The 22,206-nt window shown below is 70.3% G+C and carries 17 protein-coding genes; 9 read left to right on the top strand and 8 right to left on the bottom strand.

Going from position 1 to position 22,206, the window contains the following annotated elements:
* Positions 1–38: 38 nt before the first annotated feature.
* Both WME97_RS25730 and WME97_RS25725 read left to right on the top strand, forming a co-directional pair.
* Complete coding sequence (locus WME97_RS25730) at positions 39–461, top strand: ADP-ribosylation/crystallin J1 (RefSeq protein ID WP_437540894.1); 423 nt, start codon at positions 39–41, stop codon at positions 459–461.
* Positions 462–465: 4 nt separating this feature from the next.
* Positions 466–630, top strand: coding sequence for a hypothetical protein (locus WME97_RS25725; protein WP_437540892.1), 165 nt, complete (start codon positions 466–468; stop codon positions 628–630).
* Positions 631–674: 44 nt separating this feature from the next.
* Here WME97_RS25725 and WME97_RS25720 read toward each other — a convergent pair whose 3' ends face one another.
* Positions 675–3,128 (bottom strand): hypothetical protein, encoded by a 2,454-nt coding sequence (locus WME97_RS25720; protein ID WP_437540891.1) that lies wholly within the window; start codon positions 3,126–3,128, stop codon positions 675–677.
* Between the two features lie 214 nt (positions 3,129–3,342).
* Between WME97_RS25720 and WME97_RS25715 the strand changes: the two genes are divergently transcribed.
* The 3 genes from WME97_RS25715 to WME97_RS25705 all read left to right on the top strand — a co-directional run bounded on the left by WME97_RS25715 (position 3,343) and on the right by WME97_RS25705 (position 7,019).
* Positions 3,343–3,771 (top strand): DoxX family protein, encoded by a 429-nt coding sequence (locus WME97_RS25715; RefSeq protein ID WP_437540889.1) that lies wholly within the window; start codon positions 3,343–3,345, stop codon positions 3,769–3,771.
* A gap of 245 nt (positions 3,772–4,016) precedes the next feature.
* A complete protein-coding gene (locus tag WME97_RS25710) occupies positions 4,017–5,891 on the top strand; it encodes a N,N-dimethylformamidase beta subunit family domain-containing protein (protein ID WP_437540887.1) in 1,875 nt (624 codons plus the stop codon).
* Between the two features lie 144 nt (positions 5,892–6,035).
* Positions 6,036–7,019: an aldo/keto reductase gene (locus tag WME97_RS25705; RefSeq protein ID WP_437540885.1), complete on the top strand. Its 984-nt coding sequence runs from the start codon at positions 6,036–6,038 to the stop codon at positions 7,017–7,019.
* A gap of 113 nt (positions 7,020–7,132) precedes the next feature.
* Here the strand turns inward: WME97_RS25705 and WME97_RS25700 are convergent, their stop codons facing one another.
* The gene (locus WME97_RS25700) at positions 7,133–8,089 is read right to left on the bottom strand and encodes a hypothetical protein (protein ID WP_437540883.1); all 957 of its coding nucleotides are present in this window, start codon (positions 8,087–8,089) and stop codon (positions 7,133–7,135) included.
* A gap of 437 nt (positions 8,090–8,526) precedes the next feature.
* Complete coding sequence (locus WME97_RS25695; RefSeq protein WP_437540881.1) at positions 8,527–9,270, bottom strand: hypothetical protein; 744 nt, start codon at positions 9,268–9,270, stop codon at positions 8,527–8,529.
* 162 nt (positions 9,271–9,432) lie between these two features.
* On the opposite strand from WME97_RS25695, the gene WME97_RS25690 reads away from it, so the two are divergent.
* The 4 genes from WME97_RS25690 to WME97_RS25675 all read left to right on the top strand — a co-directional run bounded on the left by WME97_RS25690 (position 9,433) and on the right by WME97_RS25675 (position 16,126).
* Positions 9,433–9,903 (top strand): hypothetical protein, encoded by a 471-nt coding sequence (locus tag WME97_RS25690; RefSeq protein WP_437540879.1) that lies wholly within the window; start codon positions 9,433–9,435, stop codon positions 9,901–9,903.
* A gap of 316 nt (positions 9,904–10,219) precedes the next feature.
* Positions 10,220–11,146 carry a PAS domain S-box protein gene (locus tag WME97_RS25685; RefSeq protein ID WP_437540877.1) on the top strand — a complete coding sequence of 309 codons (927 nt, stop codon included), beginning with the start codon at positions 10,220–10,222 and terminating at the stop codon, positions 11,144–11,146.
* Positions 11,147–11,373: 227 nt separating this feature from the next.
* Positions 11,374–12,915, top strand: a complete 1,542-nt coding sequence (locus WME97_RS25680; protein WP_437540875.1) for an NCS1 family nucleobase:cation symporter-1 — start codon at positions 11,374–11,376, stop codon at positions 12,913–12,915.
* A 430-nt stretch (positions 12,916–13,345) separates the two neighbouring features.
* The gene (locus WME97_RS25675) at positions 13,346–16,126 is read left to right on the top strand and encodes a hypothetical protein (protein WP_437540873.1); all 2,781 of its coding nucleotides are present in this window, start codon (positions 13,346–13,348) and stop codon (positions 16,124–16,126) included.
* A 59-nt stretch (positions 16,127–16,185) separates the two neighbouring features.
* Here WME97_RS25675 and WME97_RS25670 read toward each other — a convergent pair whose 3' ends face one another.
* The 5 genes from WME97_RS25670 to WME97_RS25650 all read right to left on the bottom strand — a co-directional run bounded on the left by WME97_RS25670 (position 16,186) and on the right by WME97_RS25650 (position 22,066).
* Complete coding sequence (locus WME97_RS25670; protein WP_437540871.1) at positions 16,186–17,421, bottom strand: vWA domain-containing protein; 1,236 nt, start codon at positions 17,419–17,421, stop codon at positions 16,186–16,188.
* Positions 17,418–18,776, bottom strand: coding sequence for an AAA family ATPase (locus WME97_RS25665; RefSeq protein WP_437540869.1), 1,359 nt, complete (start codon positions 18,774–18,776; stop codon positions 17,418–17,420). The genes WME97_RS25670 and WME97_RS25665 overlap by 4 nt, the downstream gene beginning before the upstream one ends.
* 187 nt (positions 18,777–18,963) lie before the next feature.
* Entirely contained in the window at positions 18,964–19,566 is a 603-nt protein-coding gene (locus tag WME97_RS25660; protein ID WP_437540867.1) for a hypothetical protein, read from the bottom strand.
* 328 nt (positions 19,567–19,894) lie between these two features.
* Positions 19,895–20,881, bottom strand: a complete 987-nt coding sequence (locus WME97_RS25655; protein WP_437540865.1) for a hypothetical protein — start codon at positions 20,879–20,881, stop codon at positions 19,895–19,897.
* Between the two features lie 129 nt (positions 20,882–21,010).
* Positions 21,011–22,066, bottom strand: coding sequence for a hypothetical protein (locus WME97_RS25650; RefSeq protein WP_437540864.1), 1,056 nt, complete (start codon positions 22,064–22,066; stop codon positions 21,011–21,013).
* Positions 22,067–22,206: the final 140 nt, after the last annotated feature.

Genomic DNA, 22,206 nt, shown 5'->3' with positions numbered 1-22,206 from the left:
CCACGTCCAGCGGGGGTATAAAGGAAGCAGAGACGACGATGATCTTGTACCGACCCGTGGGCCTCGCCGAGCTCCGGCTCATCGCAGAGGCCGGCTATCGAGCGTTCCCGCCGCGCCTGTCGCATCAGCCGATCTTCTATCCGGTGCTGACGGAGGAGTACGCGCGCAAGATCGCCCGCGACTGGAACACCGCCGATGAGACCTCCGGGTTCGCGGGGTGGGTGACGCGGTTCGAGGTCGAGGACGATTTTGCCCGCAGGTATCCTGTGCAGATCGCGGGCGGACGCTCCCACGAGGAGCTCTGGGTGCCCGCCGAGGAGCTGGAGGAGTTCAACCGGCATCTCGTCGGGACCATCGAGGTCACCGAGGTCTATTGCGGGCCGAAGTTTCAGGGAGACATCGATCCTGCGACCCGCCTCCCCCTCGGCTGGCTCCGCAACCCGCCCACGAAGGTCAGCTGAGGCCATGGAGCTCTCCACGCCCGCAGCCAACCTCCCTCCCGGCGAGATGGAGTTGCGCCTGGAGCAGCACCGGCAGGAGCTGACAGGCCACTGTTACCGGATGCTCGGCTCCGCGTTCGACGCGGACGACGCCCGCTCTTCGGGCCTGCCCTTGCGGCCCGAGACGTAGCTCGAACGACCAGCCGCGTCCTGTTCCCGGTGGACGCGGACGGCCTACTCGCCGGGGCAGGCGATGAACAGCGTGGCCCCCTGCTGGGCTTCACCCCTGCCGACGAACCGGATCTTGCGGCGCTCGTCTGCCGGGCAGCTGGCGACGATGGCCGGGTCGCCGCGGCCGTTCGCCGGGTCGACGTAGCACCACCCGTGTACCGGCTCGCCGCCCGTCTCGACATCGTCGCTCGCGTCATGCCTGCACGCCTCGCCCTCTGCGCCTGCGAGCTGCTCGATCTCGCACACGCAATCCCAGCCGGCGGCCGCTGCGATCGGATCGGCGAGCACCTCTTCCTTCGCCGCCGCGTGCTCCTCCGTGACGTCGGCGCGCGCCGGGATGTCTGCGCAGCTGCACGCGCCCTGCGAGTTGCGCGCCTCGAGGATCAGACAGGCGACCTCCCCTCCAGCCTCGGGCGTCAGCGTGCGCCGCAGGCACCGGCTGTCGAGCCCCGTCTTCAGACGCTCGATGACAGCGCCGATCGCCGGCCGGTAGCCGAAGTCGGCCGCGTTGGCGTCCGTGAGCTGGCGCGGGCACACCGAGCCGACGATGCCCTGGGGGCCGAGCTCCCGGATGAGCTGCAGCTCGCGGAGGCTCGGATAGGCCTTCACCTTGATCTGCGTCGTCGACCTGGGCCCCGGATCCTCCTGGTCGTTCCCCGCTTCCGGCTCGCACAGCGGGTTGTCGGTCGGCTGACCCCCCACCGCTCTGCAGTCGCAGCTCTGAGCCTGCCCATCGCAGCTCTTCACCGCGTCCCTGGGGAGATCGAAGATGCAAGCGTACTGGAGGTCCCCCGTGCTCTCCGCCGGGATCGTGTACTCGCGGCCGTTGATGGCGTTCCAGCCGGTCTCCTGCGGCGGGACGATCGTGTCGCCGGTGATCGGGTTCGTGCCCGAGCGAGGCTTCATCGACTCGACCATGAAGGGATCCTTCGGCCGCTGGTACTTCGCGGGATCGCCGAGGATGAGCTCCCAGGTGCTGCTGTAGGCGCCGTCGAGCAGCGGAGCGCTGAGCTCGTCGGCGTTCTTGAGCCCACCGACCGGCTCGCCGTCCTGGTTGAGGCCGTTCAGCAGGTCGGGCTGGCCTTGCGCGTTCTGGCGCGCGATGTCCTGCCATGGCACGCCGACGATGCCGGCGAAGAAGACGAGCCCGGGATCGCGGATGCCGTGGTCGAGGTCGTCCGGGTTCAGATCGCTGAAGATCGGGTTCGGGACCAGCTCGCCCCTGCGGTTCGGGATCTCCGCCTCGGTGAAGGCGCGCCGGTAGCGGTCGATCGGATAGAGGAAGTTGAAGCCGAACCGGCGCTTCTGGTCCCAGCAGCGAGAGTTGACCGGGTCCTCCGCGGCGGTCAGCCTGGCCGCGTCGCCGTCCGGGCCTGTGCACGCCGGGTCCTCGGTGCAGCCCGTCTGATCCTGGCGGCACGACCTGCAGCACGTGTTGCCCGGGTCCTGGGCGCACTCGGCGCGCGGCCGCCACATCCGGAAGCCCGGCGCGGTCTCTGCGACGAGGTAGTCCATGCCCTCCTCGCGGATCGAGCAGTCGTTCTCGTCGGTGAGCATGAGGATCGCGAGGAGGGAGCTCGGCCGCAGGAAGTCGGCGCGCTGCTTCTTGACGACGGCATCCTCGCCGGTGACGACGATGTACTCGGTGGCCGGGTCGACGCTGATCGTCTCGTAGGGCTCCGGGTCGACGAGGAAGCGGTACACGCTCTCGAGCTGCGCCTCGAAGCCGCAGCCGGTCTGCCCCGTGCCCCTGACCATGGCGGTGAGCTGCCCGACCAGCGACGTGTCGTTGAGGTCGGCGTTCGAATCGACGCTGATGTCCGCCTCGCCGTCGTTCGGACCCGGCCTCTCCGGCTCGCCATCGAGCTTCTGATCCGGATCCCAGGCCAGGAAGCCCCGGTCGAGGTAGGTCGGGATGTCGTTTTCTGCGAGGTCCTCGCTGCTGCGCGCGAGGAGGTGCGCCATGTCCACGTTCGAGACGCTCGTCGTCCCCTGGCAGGCGCCCGACCCGTGGCCGCCGAGGCTCGAGCTGATGATGCCGATGTGGAGGTCCTTGACCGGCGCGAACTCACGCTTGTAGTCCTGCGGACAGGGGTCGTTCGGCGAGCCGACCGTGGTCGGGGGCATCGCGCCGGTCTCGTGGATGCAGCGCGGGTTGACGAGACCGTGGACGAGGTCGGGGATCGCGGTGGCGAGGACGTCCTGCTTGTCGGCCATCGAGCCCGAGTTGTCGATCGCCAGGAGGAGGTCGATCTTGTCGACCGAGCCCTGCACCAGCCGCTCGGGGTGCAACGTCGCCGGTCCTGGCTCCGCCATGCCCCCTGCACCGCCCGCCCCTGGGCTCTGCCCACCGTTGCCCTGCTCCGCGCGGATATTCTGCGCGCAGCCGCCAGGCGCAACCGTGGCAACGGCCCAGAGCCAGATCGCCGCTGCTGCAGCCCTGTTCCTGCCCCTCATGGCGCAGAGCCTCTGGCGGCGTGCTTGGTGAGTCAAGCGCTCCGAGCTCCGGGCGCTCGTGCGCCGCCGCCGAGCGCGGCCCAGGAAAAAAACTTCCGGACGACCGATGAGTCGGGCGCCGCCGCGGCGTCCTAGGGATCGAATCGGCCGCGCCGCGCCGCCATGACGCCGGGGCGGGAGGACCGATCTGTCCAGAGCGAGCCAGGAGGAGACGATGGAGACGAGCGCCTCGATGTCGGAGCGGCACGTGGAGCCGGTGGTTGTGTCGAACAAGAAGGTCTGGGCCGGGCGGATCCTCAGCGGCCTCTCGGTGGCGTTCCTGCTCTTCGACAGCATCGGGAAGCTGATGATGGTGCCCCAGGTGCTGGAGGGGTCGGAGCAGCTCGGCTATCCCGTGAGCTCGGTCCGCGGCATCGGGCTCGTCCTGCTGGCGAGCGTCGTCACCTACATGATCCCGCGCACCTCCGTGCTCGGCGCGATCCTGCTGACGGGCTTCCTGGGCGGCGCCGTCGCCACGCACGTGCGCGTCGACAACCCGCTGTTCAGCCACGTCCTGTTCCCTGTGTACGTCGCCGCGATGATCTGGGGCGGGCTGCTCCTGCGCGACGAGCGGCTGCGCGCGCTGCTCCCGCTCCGGAAGTAGCGGGGGTAGAGAAATGATCGCGCGACCGATGAATCCGAGCGTGGTCTGTCGCCCGCGAGCGCGGCAGCGCAGGTGCCGGTGCAGGTTCCGCGATCGGGGCTTGACGTTTCCGAAATGCTTGGACTCCGTTCCACGGAACAGCCGTGATTCCTGGCGCGGTGATTCCGGGCGTAGCCGTCACCCCCCCGCACGCCTGACCGCGGCCCGCCCGTTGCTCCCGGGGGAAGCGGAAGGGCAGGAGGCTCATGGCTATCGACGCGTATACCGCGCGGAAATCGGTCATGCAGGGAGAGGCGATCGGGTTTCACGTGAGCAACACCGCGGCAGATCCCGCGGTGCAGATGGCCATCGAGCGGATCGGGGCGCGCGCGTCGCTCGGCGCTTCTGTCAGGTTTTCCGCAGGCGCCCACGCGACGCCGCCGGACGCCTACGCGGTGGGCTGCGGCTGGCCATGCGCCCATGAATGGCTCGTCCCTCCCGATTGGCCGAGCGGGGTCTATCTGGCCACCCTGAAGAACACGGATGGCGAGGAGGCGTCGCTGCGCTTCGTGGTGAGAGCCCGCGCCCCTGGCGCGAGCATCCTCGTTTGCATCCCGTTCTTCACCGACGAGGCCTACAATGGCTGGGGTGGCAACCGGCTCTATCCATGGGCCTCGCCGGACCGCTCCAGGAGGGTGTCCTTCGAGCGCCCCGGCGGCACGGAAGCGAAGAGCGCGCTGCCGCTCGTGCGCTGGCTGGAGAGGGAGCAGATCGCGGTCGACTATTGCTCCAGCATGGACCTGCACGCGGAGCCCGACCTCTTGCGAGGTGTTCAGCTCCTCGTCAGCACGGGCCACGACGAGTACTGGTCCAGAGAGATGCGTGATACGGTCGAGGCATTCGTGCGCTCAGGCGGCAATGTGGCGTTCCTGAGCGGCAATACGTGCTACTGGCAGGTCCGCATCGAGGATCAGGGCCGCACGATGGTCTGCTACCGCGACGCCGTCGAGGATCCGCTGGCGGGGATCGACAACGATCGTGTGACCGTGCAATGGGCCAACGCCCCCGTGGATCGCCCGGAGAATCACATGACGGGCGTGGGCTACCGGTACGGCGCCGGCAACTGGCTCGACCCGGAGGCGCAGAAGAAAGCGGTCTACCGGGTGAATTTCCCCGAGCACTGGGTCTTCGACGGCACGGGGCTCGCGCTCGGAGATGCCTTCGGGAGAGGCTCGGTCGGCTACGAGACGGACGCGGCCGATATCGTCGATGTCGGCGGGATCGCGCGCGCGACCGGGCTGGGAGGCACGCCGCCGACGTTCGTGGTGCTGGCCGTCGCCGATCTCCGGCAATGGCGGGCGCAGGGGCAAGGCGGGCTCGCGACCATGGGCATCTACCGCCGCGGAGGCACGGTGTTCACCGCCGCGAGCGTCGACTGGGCGGCCCCGTTCGACAGGGGGACCGCTCCGGAGATCGAGCGCATCACGCGCAATGTGCTCGAGAAGCTCTCGCGCCGGTACCCCGAGCACGGCTGGCAGCGGGTGGGCAGCGCGCCGCGCATCGCGGCGATGACGGGCGCCGAGGGCCTCCTCTTCGCGGCCACCGAGGACGGCGCGCTGCTGTGGCGGGAGCCGTCGAGCCAGAACCTCCCCTGGAGGTCCGCGGGGGTGGCCCGCGGCGTCGTCGCCATGGCGTGCCCGATCGAGGCCGAGGCGGAGCAGCCGATCGGGATCTTCCTTGTGACCGCCGAGGGGCGCCTCTTCTTCCGCGAGCCCTTGCGCGAGGAGGTCGTCTGGCGGCCGGTCGGCGCTGGGCCCGGTATCGTGGCGATGGCCACGACCCATTTCGATCTGTTCGCGGCGACGAGCGGCGGCCTCTTGCTCACGCGCCCCACGCGGGGCGGCGATGTCCCCTGGAAGCCCATCGGGCGCGCGGCGGGCGTGGTCGCCATGGCGGCGATCAACGGGAAAGTGTACTCGGTCACGGGGGAGGGGCGCCTCTCATGGCGTGCGCCGGTGCGCCACGAGAGCCCATGGGTCTCGATCGGAGAGGCGAAGGACGTGCGCGCGCTCGCGGGCGCGCAGGGGAGGCTCTTCGCTGCGACGGGCACGGGCGCGCTGCTGGCGAGGGACGGCTTCTAGCGCTGCTGCGGGAAGTTGCCCCGGACAGGCAGAAAACCGCCATGGCGGTTCGCCGCCGCGCCGGCTGCCTCTTGACTCCGGCCGCCCGCTACCTCTTACGGTGGCGTCCGCCGCCGCCTCTCCGCGGCGCCAAGGAGCCCAACCATGCACACACGCAAGCTCGGAACTCTCCAGGTCTCCGCCCTCGGCCTCGGCTGCATGGGCATGAGCGATTTCTACGGCGAGCGCGATGAGGCCGAGTCGATCGCAACGATCCACCGTGCCATCGAGCTCGGCGTCACGCTGCTCGACACAGCGGACATGTATGGTCCCTTCACGAACGAGGAGCTCGTCGGCCGGGCCATCGCGGGCCGGCGCGATCGCGTCGTGCTCGCGACCAAGTGCGGCATTGTCCGCGACCCGAACGACGTCACGGTCCGCGGCATCAACGGCGCGCCGGAGTACATCCGCTCGGCGTGCGACGCGAGCCTGCGGCGCCTGCGCGTCGATGTGATCGATCTCTACCAGCTGCACCGCGTGGATCCGAAGACGCCCATCGAGGACAGCGTCGGCGCGATGGCGGACCTCGTGAAGGCCGGCAAGGTGCGCGCGATCGGCCTCTCGGAGGCGAGCTCGTCGACGCTCCGGCGCGCCCACGCCGTGCACCCGCTCGCGTCGGTGCAGACGGAGTACTCGCTCTGGACGCGCGATCCCGAGGACGACGTGCTCGCCACGTGCCGCGAGCTAGGCATCGGCTTCCTCGCGTACAGCCCCCTCGGCCGCGGCTTCCTCACGGGGCAGATCCGGCGCTTCGAGGATCTCGCGCCGGACGACTACCGCCGCATCTCGCCGCGATTCCAGGGCGAGAACTTCCAGCGGAACCTCGATCTCGTCGCGAAGGTCGAGGGCGTCGCGCGGGAGAAGGGCGTGAAGGCGTCGCAGCTCGCGCTCGCGTGGGTGCTCGCGCAAGGGGACTTCATCGTCCCGATCCCCGGCACGAAGCGCCGCACCTACCTCGAGGAGAACGTCGCCGCGGAGGCGATCACGCTCGGCGAGGCCGATCTGCGGCGCCTCGAGGCGGTGGCGCCGAAGGGCGCGGCCGCCGGCCTCCGCTATCCGGAGCCCGGCATGCAGTCCGTGAACCGGTGAGCGACGCGGCCTGAAGAGCGCGGCTCGACCGCGCTCGCCGGGCGGCCGCGCGCGTCGCTCGCGATCGAGGGACCGGCGTTCTGTGAGCGAGCAGCGACCGTGCTTGCAGCACCCTACTGGCACGCCGTGGGCACGCTGCCCCAGTGGCTCTTGGCGACGACGAAGCCGTCCGGGCCGGACGTCGAGTGTGAGCCGCACAGCCCATCGGCGTCGGAGATCACGGAGTCGATGCCGATGCCGTACTCCCAGTATTTGACCTCGAGGCTCGAGTCGTGGGTCGTGCCGCTTCGCGCCGGGATGGAGGGGACGAGGATGCCGCTCGACTCGAAGAACTCGAAGCCCTCGATCGAGATCGAGAGCGTCACGTTGCGCACCTGGCCGACGCAGGTCGTCCTGCACGTGGGGTAGCCGGCGGTGCTCTCCACAGTGAAACCGGAAGGGCAGCTGGACGTATACGTGCAGTAGCCGGTGCATTTGACGGGCAGGGGCCCCGGCAGGTCCACGCACTCGTACTCTCCGCGGCCCTGGATCGTCTGGCGCCGGGTCTCGAACCCCCCTGACGTCACCGAGGTTCGGCTGCCGAGCTCTCGATACAACACGTAGTCGTTCTTGAACGACTCGTCATTCGTGCAGAGGCCGCCGTTGCAGTGGGCGACCGCGGCGAACACCCCGGACTCCTGGCCTTCCAGGAGATAGCGCTCCCCCGCGATCTCGACCGCATGGTCTTCACCACCCAGCTCGCCGATCAAGCCCGCCTTCGCCGCGGCGATCTCGTCGGGCGAGCCGATCGACACGCCGGCCACCTTGATGAGCTGGCCGCCCTCGTCTCGTTCGACCGCCACTGGGCCCATCTCGAGCTCTTCGGCCCGCCTGGCGACCCACCCGAGCGCGTCGTGCTCGCTCGCGAAGCGCAGCCCGCCGCCAGCCGAGGGCTGGGCGAGAGGGGCCGCGTCGTCCGCCTCGGTCGACGCGGCGGTGCAGCCCATCATGAACGCCGCGGCGAGCAGAGGCGCGGCTCGGTACGTTCGACGAGGCGTGTTGGCGAGAAGCCTGTGAGTTCTGTCGGTCATGGCGCGATCCTTTGTGGCCTTGGGTGTCTGAGGAAACATCGGCTCGACGTTGAGCTCCCGGCGTGTCCCGGCGCGGGGCGATGTGGGTTGAAGCGGTGTCGGGCACCTGGAGGTCGCCGAGAGACGTCTCCCGCGGGTGTCCTCGTTCCCCACGGCCGGCGTCCAATCACGCTCCGTGCCACGCCTCGCGTCGAGGGCCCACGACCTGGCCAGGCGCTCCGGGACCCGACGCCGCGCGGCGGGAGCGCGGGGTGGCCTGCGCTGGTTTGCTCAACTTGAGCAGGGACTCGCGCAATCAGGGCGGGGTCGCGCAGGAATGGCCAAGCGCGCGGGCCACAGCGGCGGGGACATCCGCGCGGCACGAAGGCGCGTTGCACTGGGCGCCAGCCCGCGACTGATTGGGATGCGGGCTGGACGCCCCGAGGGGCGCGCGGCGATCACACCTCTTCGGGCACCCCGGGCAGCCGGAGGACGCACAGGGGACCCTCGGACGAGAGCAGACCGGCGAGCGCCGGATCGGTCATCACCTCGTGGAGATCGCGCTCCGCTTCGTCGACCGTGCAGCGCCGCCGCACGAGGCGGACGACCTGGGAGTAGTCCACGTGATCCGGGTCGTGCGTGAGCCCGAGCGGTTGCCACAAAGTGTGCTGGCCGTGCCTGTGGGCCGCGCCCGGATCGAACCAGCCGTAGTTGGCGGCCCGGTCGGGGCGGTCCGCGAGTCGGTTGGTCAGTACCCAGTGCTTGCCCACGTTCTCGATGAGCCCGGTCCTCCCCGCGACCTGCTCCTCGAGGCGGCGGTGGTGCTCCAGCATGCGGGAGGTGTTCGCCATCGAGGCGTCCGGGGCGCCGATGCACGGCGGGATCCGCACGGTGGCCTGCTCCCACACGAGGTCGCAGAGGCGCGTCGTCAGCATCGCGCACTCGAGCAGATCCGCGATTCGCTGGGTCGTCCGGGCCGAGGCGTTGACGCGGACGGAGTCCTCCGCGTCGCCGATGCGGAGCGCGTCGGCGCTCACGAGGAACGTCGCGCGGCGCTCGTCGAGCTGGCTGTACACCGGGACCCACGAGATCGGCGCCAGGTGGCCGGCCTGCACCGCTCCGAGGATGGCCTCCTCGCGCGCGGCGCACGCGTGCTCTGGAAGGCCTGCGACGAAATCGGTGCCTCTCAGGACGTCTGTCATGCTCCCCCCTCCCGCGAGCGCGACGGCGGCGCTCCAGGTGGAAGCGTGAGCGGAAGCGGACGCGGCAGGAAGAGGTTTTGCGCTCTCGCCTGCGGTGTGCCCACGGCCGCGCGCTCCTGCGCCGCTTTGCGCTGTCCGTCCGCTCGCCCTAAGCTCCGCCCCATGTCGCCCTCGGCGAGCCGTCCATCCCCCTCTTCTCGCTCCCTCCTCGTCGTCTGCGCCGCTCTCCTGGCCGCGCTGGCCGCCGGCTGCGGCTCGAGCGCCGCCCGGGGGCCCGACGCGGGCGCCGAGATCACGTCGATCGACGCGCGCCTGCGCGGCAGCTTCCGGCTCGTCCGGTTCGAGCCCGAGGTCCCGCTCGAGCCGATGCTCGCGTCGATGCTCGAGTTCCAGTACGCGCACCTGGTCGTCCGCTTCGACGGAAAGCGCATCCTCGCGGACTCACCCGGCCTCCACGTGGACCGCGCCTACGAGATCCGCGATCCCGCGTGGGATCGGTTCAAGCTGGTCTCCTACGACGAGGCGGGGGTCGCCTACGAGGCGCTGTGCGAGTTCTCGGACCAGGGAGAGCTCGTCGTGCACGCGCAGACGCCGCCCTGGAAGGGCGTCGCCACGCTCCGGCGGGCGCAGTAGCGAGCGGCCTGTCCTCTCGCGTCGACGCAGGCGAGCGCCGAAGCGGGAGCAGATCCGCGGCGAATGCGCCTGCCATGCTCTCTTGATGAGACGAGGAGACGCACGCTCATGCATGCGTGATCTGGTGCGCTGCGGTGCGTCGATGGGACGACAGCGCATGCGCTGTAGGAAGCGCTGCGCGCGCCCTCGGCACGCTCGAAGTTCACCCGGCGGGGTCGTCCTTTGATAAGATAGCTAGGACGGACGTAACTGTCCACACGGCGCGCCAAGGAATCACCGGATCATGAACGACGGCGAAGCGAATGTTCTCGCTACGATGCGAGCGGAATTGGAGCTGCTCCGCTGGCGCAACGCCGAGCTCGAGCGGGAGCTCGCCGAGAAGCAGCGCGTCGAGAAGGATCTGCGGGAGAGCGAGGCGCGCTACCGGGGCATCGTCGAGGACCAGACCGAGCTCATTTGCCGCTTTCGGATGGATGGCACGCTGACCTTCGTCAACGACATCTACTGCCGGTACTTCGAGAAGACGCGCGAGGAGCTGGTCGGCCACCGCTTCATGCCGATGGTCCCCGAAGAGGACGGGCTGCTCCTCGCCCGGCAGTTCGCGAAGCTCGGCCCCGAGAACCCGATCGTCCACACAGAGCACCGCGTCATCCTCCCGAACGGCGCGGTGCGCTGGATGCACTGGACCAACCGCGCACCGCTCGGCGAGGGCGGGCCGCTCGCCGAGTTCCAGGCGATCGGCGTCGACGTCACCGAGCGCCGGCACGCCGAGGACGAGGTGAGGCGCCTCAACGCCGAGCTCGAGCTGCGCGTGGCGGACAAGACGAAGCGGCTCGAGCAGATGGTCCGCGAGCTGTCGACCCCGCTCATGCCGGTGGCGGATCAGGTCATCGCGGTGCCGCTGATCGGCTTCCTCGACAGCGACCGCGCCGCGGCGACGCTCGAGACCGTGCTCAACGGGGTCATCACGCACAGCGCCAGGACGGTGGTCCTCGACATCACCGGCGTCGGGGTCATCGACTCCCAGGTAGCCGACTCGCTCATCCGGCTGGCCAAGGCGGTGAACCTCCTCGGCTCCCAGGTGGTGCTCACCGGCATCCAGCCGCGGATCGCGCAGACGCTCGTCGCGCAGGGCGTCGGTGTGGGTGGCGTCGTGACGCTCCGGACCCTGAAAGAGGGTATCGCGTTCGCCCTGCGGCGCGGGCTCACCGCCCCTCGACCTTCGGCCCGCCAGGGCAGCTAGCTCCGAGCCTCGGAGATCCCGCCAGGGATCACCGCACCACGGCACCAGAACAACCGCGGAGCGGACGCCGAGGCCCGGCGCGCAACATCGAGGAAACAAAGGAAACAAAGCGAGCGCCGCGCGCGCTGCGCCTGCTCGTTCGGGCTCACCGGACAGCCGGCGTGCTCCGGCGACGGTGCGTCTGTCCACTATCCCGTCTCACGTGCGATCGTGTAGCCTCATCGACGATGGCGCACACGCAAACGACTGCTCAACCCGACGTGCATTCGGCTGCTCACGGCGCGAAGGCCAGCGAGGGCTTTCAGCAGATAGGAGGGGACATCGACTCGCGCTACATCAACGAAGATATCGCGCCCGTGCGCCTGGACCAGCGCAAATGGGGGATGAAGGACATCGCTGCGCTGTGGGTCTCCATGTGCGCATGCACCCCGACGTACATGCTCGCCTCGGGCTTGATCGCCGAGGGGATGAGCTGGGGGCAGGCCGTCCTCACGATCCTCCTCGGCAACGTCATCGTGCTCATGCCCATGATCCTCAACGCGCACGCGGGCACGAAGTACGGCATCCCGTTCCCCGTCTACTGCCGGAGCGCCTTCGGCATCCGGGGGGCGAACGTGCCCGCGGTGCTGCGCGCCCTCGTGGCCTGCGGCTGGTTCGGGATCGGGACGTGGCTTGGCGGGTGGGCCATCTACAAGATCGTGGCGGTCTTCGTCCCGTCGATAGAGCAGATGCCGCCGACGCCGCTGGGCATCAACGTCGCGCAGCTCGCCTGCTTCCTGCTCTTCTGGGGCGTCAACATCTGGATCATCCGCATGGGCATCGAGTCGATCCGGATCCTGCTGAACATCAAGGCGCCTCTCCTGATCGGGCTCGGCCTGGCGCTGCTCCTCTGGGCCTACAGCCGCGCCGGCGGGTTCGGCCCGATGCTCGAGAAGCCCTCGTCCTTCGGGGTGGGGCAGCCCAAGGAGGGCCAGTTCTGGGTCTTCTTCTTCCCGGCGCTCACGGCGATGGTCGGCTTCTGGGCCACCCTGGCCCTCAACATCCCGGACTTCACGCGCTACGCGCATTCGCAGCGCGATCAGGTCATCGGGCAGGCGATCGGCCTGCCGCCCACGATGGCGTTCTTCTCGTTCATCGGCGTCGCCGTCACCTCCGCCACGGTCGTCATCTACGGCGAGACGCTCTGGGATCCGGTCGTCGTCATCACCCGCTTCGAGAACCCGGTCGTCTTGATCATCTCGCTCGCGGCCCTCTGCATCGCCAACCTGGCGACCAACATCGCCGCGAACGTCGTGAGCCCGGCCAATGATTTCTCGAACCTCTGGCCGTCGCGGATCTCCTTCCGCACCGGCGGCCTCATCACCGGCATCATCGGCATCCTGATGCAGCCGTGGCGGCTCGTCAGCGACCCGACCGGGTATATCTTCACCTGGCTCGTCGGCTACTCCGCGCTGCTCGGCCCCCTCGGCGCGATCCTGATCGCGGAGTACTACGTCGTCCGCAGGACCAACCTCGATCTCACCCAGCTCTACAAGCGGGAAGGGATCTACTGGTACGCGGGCGGGTGGAACCCGGTCGCGATCGTCGCCCTCGTCGCCGGCGTCTTGCCCAACTTGCCTGGCTTCCTCGGCACCATCAAGGTCGCGACGGTCCCCAAGGCATGGATGGATCTCTACAGCTACGCCTGGTTCACGGGCTTCGCCATCTCGTTCGTCGTCTACGTCGCCCTCTCGCTGATTCGCCGCCCGGCCAAGCTCGCCGCGGCCTGATCCGCGTCGCCTCGCGGCGAGGCGCGCGGTCCCGCCGCCCCTCCAACTCCGTATCAGCGCGGGTCCACGGCGAACGCCGCGTCGCTCGTGCGGCGCGCGCGCCCGAGGCCGAGGAGGCCCTCTGCCTCGGGAGCGCCGCCGGCTCCTCGCCTGCGCGCGCCGCCCCGACAGGTCGTTTTTTTTGTGTATGCGGGCGTTCATCTCGTGATCAACGACGAGGCTCGCTGATGGCAACAACGTTGTTGTGGGGCGGCGCCCCACCGTGGGAGACCTGTGGCGTGTTGTGGAGCGCTCCCGCCGCCGAGGCGCTCCGCGCTTTAAAAGTGTCTTGCCAAACAACGTGGGTTGATTCCATCCGTCTGTCTATTGCTCCGTGGGCGCCTTTCGATGGATCATAAAATGTCGCTCTTCTCCCGCCTTCGAGGTGCCCATGAACAAGCTCGTCCTCTGGTCGCTCCCGGCTCTCGCCCTGGCCGCATGCGCTGACAGCGGCACGCCTGTCGACGAAACCCCGGCCGTCGCGGGGGCTCCGATCACGGTCGCCGCCGCCCGGCCCTACTCCCTCTTCGAGAGCGGCCAGGTCCGCCCTCTCGCTCTCTCGCCCGACGGCTCGATGCTCTTCGCCGTCAACACGCCTGACAACCGCCTCGAGATCTTCAAGGTCCAGAGCGGCGGGCTCGAGCACCGCGGCTCCGTCGCCGTGGGTCTGGAGCCGGTCGCCGTCGCGGCGCGCAGCGACGACGAGGTCTGGGTCGTCAACCACCTCTCCGACAGCGTGAGCGTTGTCGACGTCTCGAGGCCGAGGAAGCCCCGCGTCGTGCGCACCCTGCTCGTCGGCGACGAGCCCCGCGACATCGTCTTCGCCGGCGCCGGCAAGGGCCGCGCCTTCATCACCACGGCGCACCGCGGACAGAACAGCCCCGTGGATCCGGCGCTCACCACGCCGGGCGTGGGCCGCGCCGACGTCTGGGTCTTCTCGGCGGCGAGCTCGAGCCCAGCGCCGCTCAACATCATCACCCTCTTCAGCGACACGCCGCGCGCGCTCGCCGCCACGCCCGACGGCTCACGCGTCTACGCGGCGGCCTTCCACTCCGGAAACCGCACCACCGCGATCGAGATCAACCTGGTGAACCAGGGCCTCGGGCTGCCCCCGCCGACCACCAACGCCGCCGGGGCCCCGCAGCCCCCGATACCCCTCATCGTCAAATTCAACGGGACGCACTGGGTGGACGAGCTGAACCGATCCTGGGACGACAAGGTGAACTTCTCGCTGCCCGACAAGGACGTCTTCGTCATCGACGCCCTGGCCAACCCGCCCGCGCCCGTCGAGGGGCCCGGGGGCGTGTTCCAGGGAGTCGGCACGGTCCTCTACAACATGGCCGTCAACCCGGTGAGCGGGCGCGTCTACGTGGCCAACACGGACGCGTTCAACGAGAATCGCTTCGAGGGCGCCGGCGTCTTCGCCGGCCACAGCGTGCGCGGCCGGTTCAACCACAACAACATCACGGTGATCGACCCCGCGACGGGCGGCGTCGCCCCGCGGCACCTGAACAAACACATCGACTACAGCGCGTGCTGCGCCCCGGTCCCGAACGCCGAGAGCCGGAAGAGCCTCGCGCTGCCCACGGGCATGGCCGTCTCCAGCAACGGAAAGAGGCTCTACGTCGCCGCGCTCGGCTCGGACAAGATCGGCGTCTTCAACACCGCGGCGCTCGAGGCCGACACCTTCGTGCCGAGGCGCGCGCGCCAGATCCCCGTCTCCGGCGGCGGGCCGACCGGCGTGGTGCTGGACGAGGCGCGCGGGCAGCTCTACGCCCTCACGCGCTTCGACAACTCCATCTCGATCATCGACGTCGATGCCAGGGCCGAGATCGCGCACGTGCCCATGTACAGCCCCGAGCCGGAGAGCGTGGTCCGCGGCCGCCGCTTCCTCTACGACGCCTCGTTCACGTCGAGCCACGGCGACTCGGCCTGCGCGACCTGCCATGTCTTCGGCGATCTCGACAGCCTGTCGTGGGACCTTGGCGACCCCGACGCGGCGAACACGCCGATGCCAGGCCCGTTCATCCTCGATCCGACGCTCTTCGGCGCGCCCGCCGAGTTCGCCGCGCTCAAGGGGCCGATGACGACGCAGAGCCTGCGCGGGATGGCCAACCACGGGCCGATGCACTGGCGCGGAGACCGCACCGGCGGGAACGACGCGCCGAGCGCGCAGCCGGACAGCGGCACCTTCGACGAGGAGGCGGCGTTCAAGAAGTTCAGCGTCTCCTTCGTCGGCCTGCTCGGGCGGGACGCGCCCATCCCCGCGGCGGACATGCAGGCGTTCACCGACTTCGTCCTCCAGGTGATGTATCCGCCCAACCCCATCCGCGCGCTGGACAACAGCCTCACCGCCGATCAGGCGGCGGGCAAGGCATTCTTCACGCTGCCGGCCAGCGAGGGCGGGCCGTGCGCTTCGTGCCACGTGCTCGATCCCGCGGGCAACGCCGAGCACGGGGTCCCGTTCCCTGGCTTCTTCGGGACCGACGGGCGCTACACGTTCGCGTTCATCACGCAGAGCTTCAAGGTCGCCCAGCTCCGTAACGTCTATCAGAAGGTCGGTATGTTCGGCATGGTGGAGAACCCCCGCTTCAACGACCGGAATTTCGAGTTCCAGGGCGATCAGATCCGCGGGTTCGGCATTGGCCACAACGGGACGATGGATACGATCTTCCGCTTCCACGATCAGAACGGCTTCAACGAGGTGCCGGGGGTCAACGGCTTCCCGCCGGGCGCGGCGGGCGACGTGCTGCGCGGGCAGGTGACCGCCTTCCTTCACGCCTTCGACAGCAACCTGGCGCCGATCGTGGGCCAGCAAGCGACGCTCTCCGGCGTGGGCGACACGGCCGCCGAGCTGCGGGTGGATCTCCTGATCGCGCGCGCGGACGCGGGGGAGTGCGATCTGGTGGCGAAGGTCCGCAGGCACGGGGACGAGGAGGGCTTCCTCTATCAACAGGGCGCTGGCACATTCCTGCGGGACAGGGCGGCGAGCCCGGCGATCAGCGCGACGGCGCTGCGCGCGATCGCGGCGTCGGGCAAGGCGCTGACCTTCACCTGCGCGCCGCCGGGATCGGGGGTGCGGATGGCGCTCGACCGCGACAGCGATGGGGCGCTCGACGGCGACGAGGCGGACGCGTTGACCGACCCGGCCGATCCGGCGAGCGTGCCCTGAGGCTCCGCCTGCGGCGCGCCGCCTCCCGCGCGGTCATCCACGCCCGATGACCGCGCAGCTCACCGTGGCCGAGGCTTCCTCGCGAGCCACGCCCGGTCTCCCCAGGGGCACGTGAAATCGAGCGGCTTCGTCAGGATCCAGAGCACCGGCAGCGGCGGCGGCGCCGGGGGCGTGGGCCCCGCGCCGTCCGTGAAATAGATCACGCCGGAGACCTTCCGCGCCGCCAGGAACTCCGGGGCGAACACCGGCCGCAGATCGGTCCCGCCGCGGCCGCCGACCTCGTCGAGCCGCCCGTCGAACGCGTACACGCGCCCGATCTCCACGTCGCACTCGACGACGGTGATGCGCGCCGACTCGCTCATCACCTGCAGCTGCCGGGCGATCTCCGAGAGCTCCTCGCGCCGCATGCTCATCGACGTGTCGATCGCCACGAGCACCGACGGCTTCGAGATCGCGCGGGGCGCGTACGTCCTGCCCGGGACCTCGCCGACGCGGCCCGGGAAGCGCCGGTTCGGCCGCGCGTACGTGTGCACAGGCGCGCGCTCCCTCGCCACGAACATCCTGAGCGCGGTCTTCCAGTCGAGCGGGTGCGCGGGCGGGCCCAGCGCGTCCGTCAGCTCCTCGATGAGCCGCCCCGGCGTCTTGCCCGCGAGCAAGAGGCCGGGCACGTCCGCCGGATCGCCGTCGTTCGCGAGCGCGTCCGCCTCCTCGGCGGCGCGCAGCAGGAGCTGCCGCGTCTGCTCCACCGCGCCCGGCTCCCGCGAGGGGCGCCGGAGCACGCGGTGATCGTCGACGGCCTCGCCGCCGCGCTGGGGGAGCTTGCCCTCGCGCGCCGCGCTCACGAGCAGCTCGTAGCGCTCGAGCGTGCTCTGGCCTCCCCGCAGGCCGATCGGGGCGTAGGGCTGCCAGCGGATCGGATCGGGCAGCGGCTCCTCGATGTACTCGTTGGCCGACATCTCCAGGGCGAGGTCCATGAGCTCCGGCTCGTCCGCGCCCGCGAACTTGGGGTGGCACAGGTGCCCGAGCGCGACGTGGTGCACCTCGTGGAGGAGCACGCCCCGCAGGAACACGGGCTCGTTCATGAACGACTCCACGTTGACGTGGAGGAAGAAGCGGCCGTCGAACAGCGAGACGGCCATGCGCTTGACCGAGGGGTCCGCGACCGGCGCGAGCCGCGCGAGGATCGCCGCGTAGCAGGGGTACCGCTCCAGGAAGCCGGGATCGCGCACGAAGGCGTCGAGCCACGCGGCGACCGCGTCCTCGGGCACCTCGCCGCGCCCCGCGGCCTGGCTCATTGCGGCCGGACCGGCGTGACGCCGTGCTTCTTCAGCGTCGCCGCGAGCCGGAGGGCCCAGCGCTCCGGCAGCTGCGCGAGCAGCTGGCCCAGGCACACGCGCGCGACGTTGCTCCGCCGCACGTCGACGAGCTTCGCCTGCTGGGCGAGGTGCGCCGACAGCGCGGTCACGACGAGCCCCACGCGGTGCTGCCGCAGCGGATCGGCGCGCCACGCCAGCACCTTCTGCTCGGCGGCGCTGCCAGCGTAGTTCTGGAGCAGCTCCTCGGGGCGGACGTCGATGAGCTGCGTGGCCGTCGCGTTGCCGCCGAGCGCGTCCTGGAGCCGCTCGCGGTGGTCGCCCGGCAGGTCGGCGAGCAGCGCCTCGAACGCCCCCAGCGACAGCTTGCGCTGCGCCGCGAGCACGCCGACCTCCGGCCCCTCGAGCAGCGGCGCGAGCCGCGTCGTCACCTCGTCGAACCGGTCGGTCTCCCCGCGCTCGCGCGCCCCGCGCAGCACCTTGCCCGCCGGCGAGCTCGGCCCGTAATCGGCGAGCAGCGCGCGCAGATCGAACGGCAGCCGCGTCGACCAGGTGTCCTTCGACGCGAGCAGGAGCTCGACCCAGCTCGGGGGCAGGTACCCGCCCAGGGCGTCGCGCAGGAGCACGCCGTCCGCGAGCTCCTCGGGGCGAAGCGCGCTCAGCACGTGCGACGCATAGGTCCAGGTGCGCGGGGGCACGTCGTCCAGGACGCGCTCGTGCCCCTGCGCGAGGGCGATCACGCCCGGGTGGAGCCCGTTCACCTGCGCCCAGGCGAGCCAGGACGCGCGGTCCGCGCGGACGTTCAGGTGGAGGAACCGCGCGCGGAGCGCGCGATCGAGGGGGGTCACCTGGTAGTCGGCCGACTCGGGGTTGACGGCGGCGAAGCACACCCACCCCGCGGGCAGCTCGTATTCATGCAGCCGCCGGGCGCTGAGCAGCTGCAGCGCCGGCTGCTGGATGTACCGCTCCGCCCGGTTGAGCTCTTCGAGCATCAGGATGCCGGCGCCGTCCTGGGGCAGCACCGACGGCGCCGCGTAGCTGGTCCGGCCGTCCCGGATGACCGGCAGGCCCACGAGGTCGGGCGGCTCGAGGAGGCTCAGATCGAGCACGACGGTCGCGATGCCGAGCCGCTCGGCGAGCTGCCGGACGAGCTCGCTCTTGCCGATCCCCGTGGGTCCCTCGAGCAGCACCGCGCGGCGCGCGCGGTAGGCGAGCTCGAGCACGGCCTCGAGGCGCGGCCCGAGCGGGATGGGCGCGGAGCGTCCCTCGAGGAGGTTCGGTGAAGTGGCCGGGGTCGGCCTGCCCGGCGCATTGCCATCGGATCTGGGCTTCGTCACGGAGGAGAGGGGGTGCCGCGCGAGGGCGCGAAGAAAGGACCGCCGGGGCCCAGGAGGCTCGGCCCTTCCGTACCCGACGGGCTTCCGGCGCGCATCGTCTTTCTTGCCGGGTCGCCCCGAGCTCTAGCAGCCGCTGCGCGACCTGTCATTCGCCACCGCCCACGCGACGGGGCGGGCCGCGGCGCGCTCAGGCGCCAAGGAGCAGCCCGAGGGCGGCCGCGAGCGCGGCGTCGCTCCACGAGGACAGCCCGCGGGGCAGGAGCACGGTCGCGCGATGAGGCTGGCCTTCGCAGCGCCGCGACCCCTCGTAGGTGCGCCCTGCTCGCGTGAGCTCGTAGCTGCAGCGCCCGATCGTGCCCGTGAGCTGTCGCTCGTCCAGCCGGTAGTCGGAGAGGGCGCCGGCCAGGAGGCCTTGCGCGCGGAGCCCTGCCTCCGCCCGGGTCACCGAGAGCTCCAGCGGCATGGCGCCGACGATCCCGGCCGCGCGCTGGCCCGTCGCCGTGACGTTCACGGTCCGGTTGAACGCCACGCCTCGGACTGTCTGCCCGTCTCGCCCTCTGTCGGCGGCGTACACGCCGAGGTTCACGTCCGGCCCGACGACGCGCCCCGGTTCGATGTCGGCGCTGACGAGCTCGCCCTGGGCGGTCAGCAGGATGAACTCGTTCGGCCCCGCCGCGCGGAAGATGTCGTCGCGCGCCGGGGATTCGGCGCCCGGCGCCGTCCCGCACGCTGCGGTGAGCGACAGCGCGAGCGCGAGTAGCCAGAGAGCGCGCCCGGGAAGAAGGTTCATCCGCATCGCAACACCTCGCCATCCGATCGGGTGTGCCCGATCGGCCATGCGCAACGTGATGCCGTCGACGCCCGACCGGTAGACGCCTGCACCGCCGGGAGCGCGCTTCCCGGATCCGTTCCCGATGCCATCAGGAACGCCCCTGGCAAATCCGTCCCGACGCCTCCCCCCATTCCGCCCACCTCAGCCCCCTGCCGATCAGAGCGGCGGTCTCCCGCACAGGAGACGGGCCCAGATCGGCGTTTTCGGCGCGCAAGCGCACTCCGGTGCGCTGAGCACCGAAAACGTCGAGGTGGGCCCGTATCCGAAGCGGGCGACCGTTGCTCTATTAAAGCGGCAGCTCTAGGGGGGCGCAGGTCGAGACGCCTGCGCCGACGATGCGGAAGCCGATGTTCGTCATGTAGTCCGTGTCGATCGAGCCGTCCGACGGGCGATAGCGGCTCACGTTGGTGGTGCGCGACGACCCGAACTCGCTCGGGGCGGTGTAGAAATAGAAGTCGCCACCCCAGAACGAGAACGCCCAGGCGCTGGGGGTCTCGATGCCCGGCAGGTCCGTGGCCTCGATGATCTCGCCGGTCTCCTTGTCAATCTCGGCGAGCTGAACCGGGGTGGTCGTGAAGAAGCCGAAGAGGCGTCCATCCCCGGTGCCGGTGAGCTCCGCCGAGATGTCGCGCATCGAGCCACTGAACTCGCCGACCGGCGTCACGGACGCGCCGTCGATCCTCCCCAGCCCGATGCCCGGCGTGCCCGTGGCGCCCGCCACGAACAGCTCCTCGGTGTCCGGGCGCGAGAGGTCGCTCGAGAAGCCCATGCCGAGCCGGGACCACCCGTCGGAGAGCGTGGCCCCGGAGGGCTCGCAGCTCGCGTCCTCGGTGCTGACCTTGAACAACGTCCCCTCGCTGTCGTCGGGCTCCACGTAGTTGACCCACGCCACCGCGTTGCGATCGATCGCCATCGAGTTCGGATCCATGCCGGTCCGGCACCCCAGGACACCAATCTTCGTGAACTCCTTGCGATCGGGCCTGAAGCTGTAGAGCTCGTTGTCCTGTGAGAGCACATACACGAGGGAGGCTCGCTCGATGCACCCATTGTCAGGGGCCCCACTCCCGTTGCCCCCATTCCCGACGTCTCCGCTGTTCCCGCCGATATCGGTGCCGGAGCCAAACGGGTCGTCCTGGCCGCCCGCGCCGCTCCCTTCGCCGCTCTCTCCGGCGCCCGAGGACGGGTCGGCCTCCGTCGCGGACGTGCCGCGGTTGGACGCGCTGCAACCGGCCGCGGCGAGCGCGATCCAGAAGCACCATCGTGCGATTCGCATATCCGCTCTCCCTTTCGCGTGATTCGCTCTTATAGCCGCGAAGCACGCGTACGGGTACACGAAGTCGCACCCTCGCTCAATGGGGCGTCCGGGTCGAACAGCTCGAACAGCCCTTGGCGGGCGGGGTCATCAGTAGATAGGGATGACCTCGTCTGACTGGCAGCAATAGTAAGCCGGGCTCTGCGGTGTCACCTCGCCCATGGCGACTCCTCCGGTCGGGGCGCACCGGCCTGGGTCGTCCCTGATCCAGCGCGCCACCATGCTCTCGAGCCGCAGATCCGGCCCCGCGACGCACTTCGGCCCGGCCATCGTCACCGTCTCTGCGCCGAGGAGCTCGCGACAGCTGCCGTCCTCGTAGACGGAGACGAGCGCGGCGCACGTGGCGTCCTCGAGCTCCTCGCACGCGCAAGGCGTGCAGCTGCGCGTGTCGTCGAAGCCCTCGGCGATCGCCAGCAGATCGGGATATGGCTCGGGGCACTCCGGCGTGTTCTGGAGCAGATGGCGGATGCACATCGTGAAGCCCCCGGATCGCTGCCTGGGGGCCGCGACACACATCATCGAGGGATCTCTGCACTTGTTCTCGTCGGCCGCGCCGGTGCACGCGCGCACCCGGGTGCTCGCGGGGGCGGCCAGCTCGGGCGGCGCTCCTCCGGGATCGAGCGCCGGGGCGCACGCGCTCACGGTCGGCGCCGGGATGAGGAGCGAGCTGAGCTCGCCCGAGGTCGCCGCGGCCGGCGCCGTGCACGCGCCGCTCCACCCCTCGGGGGCGGCGAACGGCGTGGACGCCGTCCCGTCGCACGTGGCCGAGGCGCTCCCCAGAAGGCCTGAAGGCAGCTCGCAGGAGGGCTTCGTGCAAAGGCACGTCGGACACCTGTGCTCGCCGGCGAATCCGCTGTAGCCGTCGAACAGGAGATCCGGCGCCTCCACCGGGCACTCCGGTGGGGACGTCCCGCCGGTCGCGTCGCCCCTCCAGAGCAGGATGGGATCGTCGAACCCGAGGGACGGCGGCGGCACGCACGCGCCGTCGCACACGGGGCACGGATCATTGCACTCGTGAGCATCCAGGCTGAAGCACGGCTCATTGCACGAATAGATCTGGACAGCGCCGCCTTCCCAGCAGCCCGCGAAGCTGCCGGCGCCGGCGAGCGCGAGCGCCATGCCGAACGGGTCCTTCCTTCTCCTCATCGTGATGGTCCTTCTCTCGCGTGTCGCGTTTCGGCTCTTCGGCAAGGGGCACCACGACGATCGCTCGGCGCTGCCCCAAGCCTCTCTCTTCCCGCTCCTTCACGCCGGCGAGGCGACCCTACCGGGGGCGCGCGGCGCCC

The organism is Sorangium sp. So ce367 (assembly GCF_051520455.1).
Classification (GTDB): domain Bacteria; phylum Myxococcota_A; class Polyangia; order Polyangiales; family Polyangiaceae; genus Sorangium; species Sorangium cellulosum_B.
The sequence above is the reverse complement of the archived record's forward strand: the minus strand, read 5'-3'. Positions and strand labels throughout refer to the sequence as shown.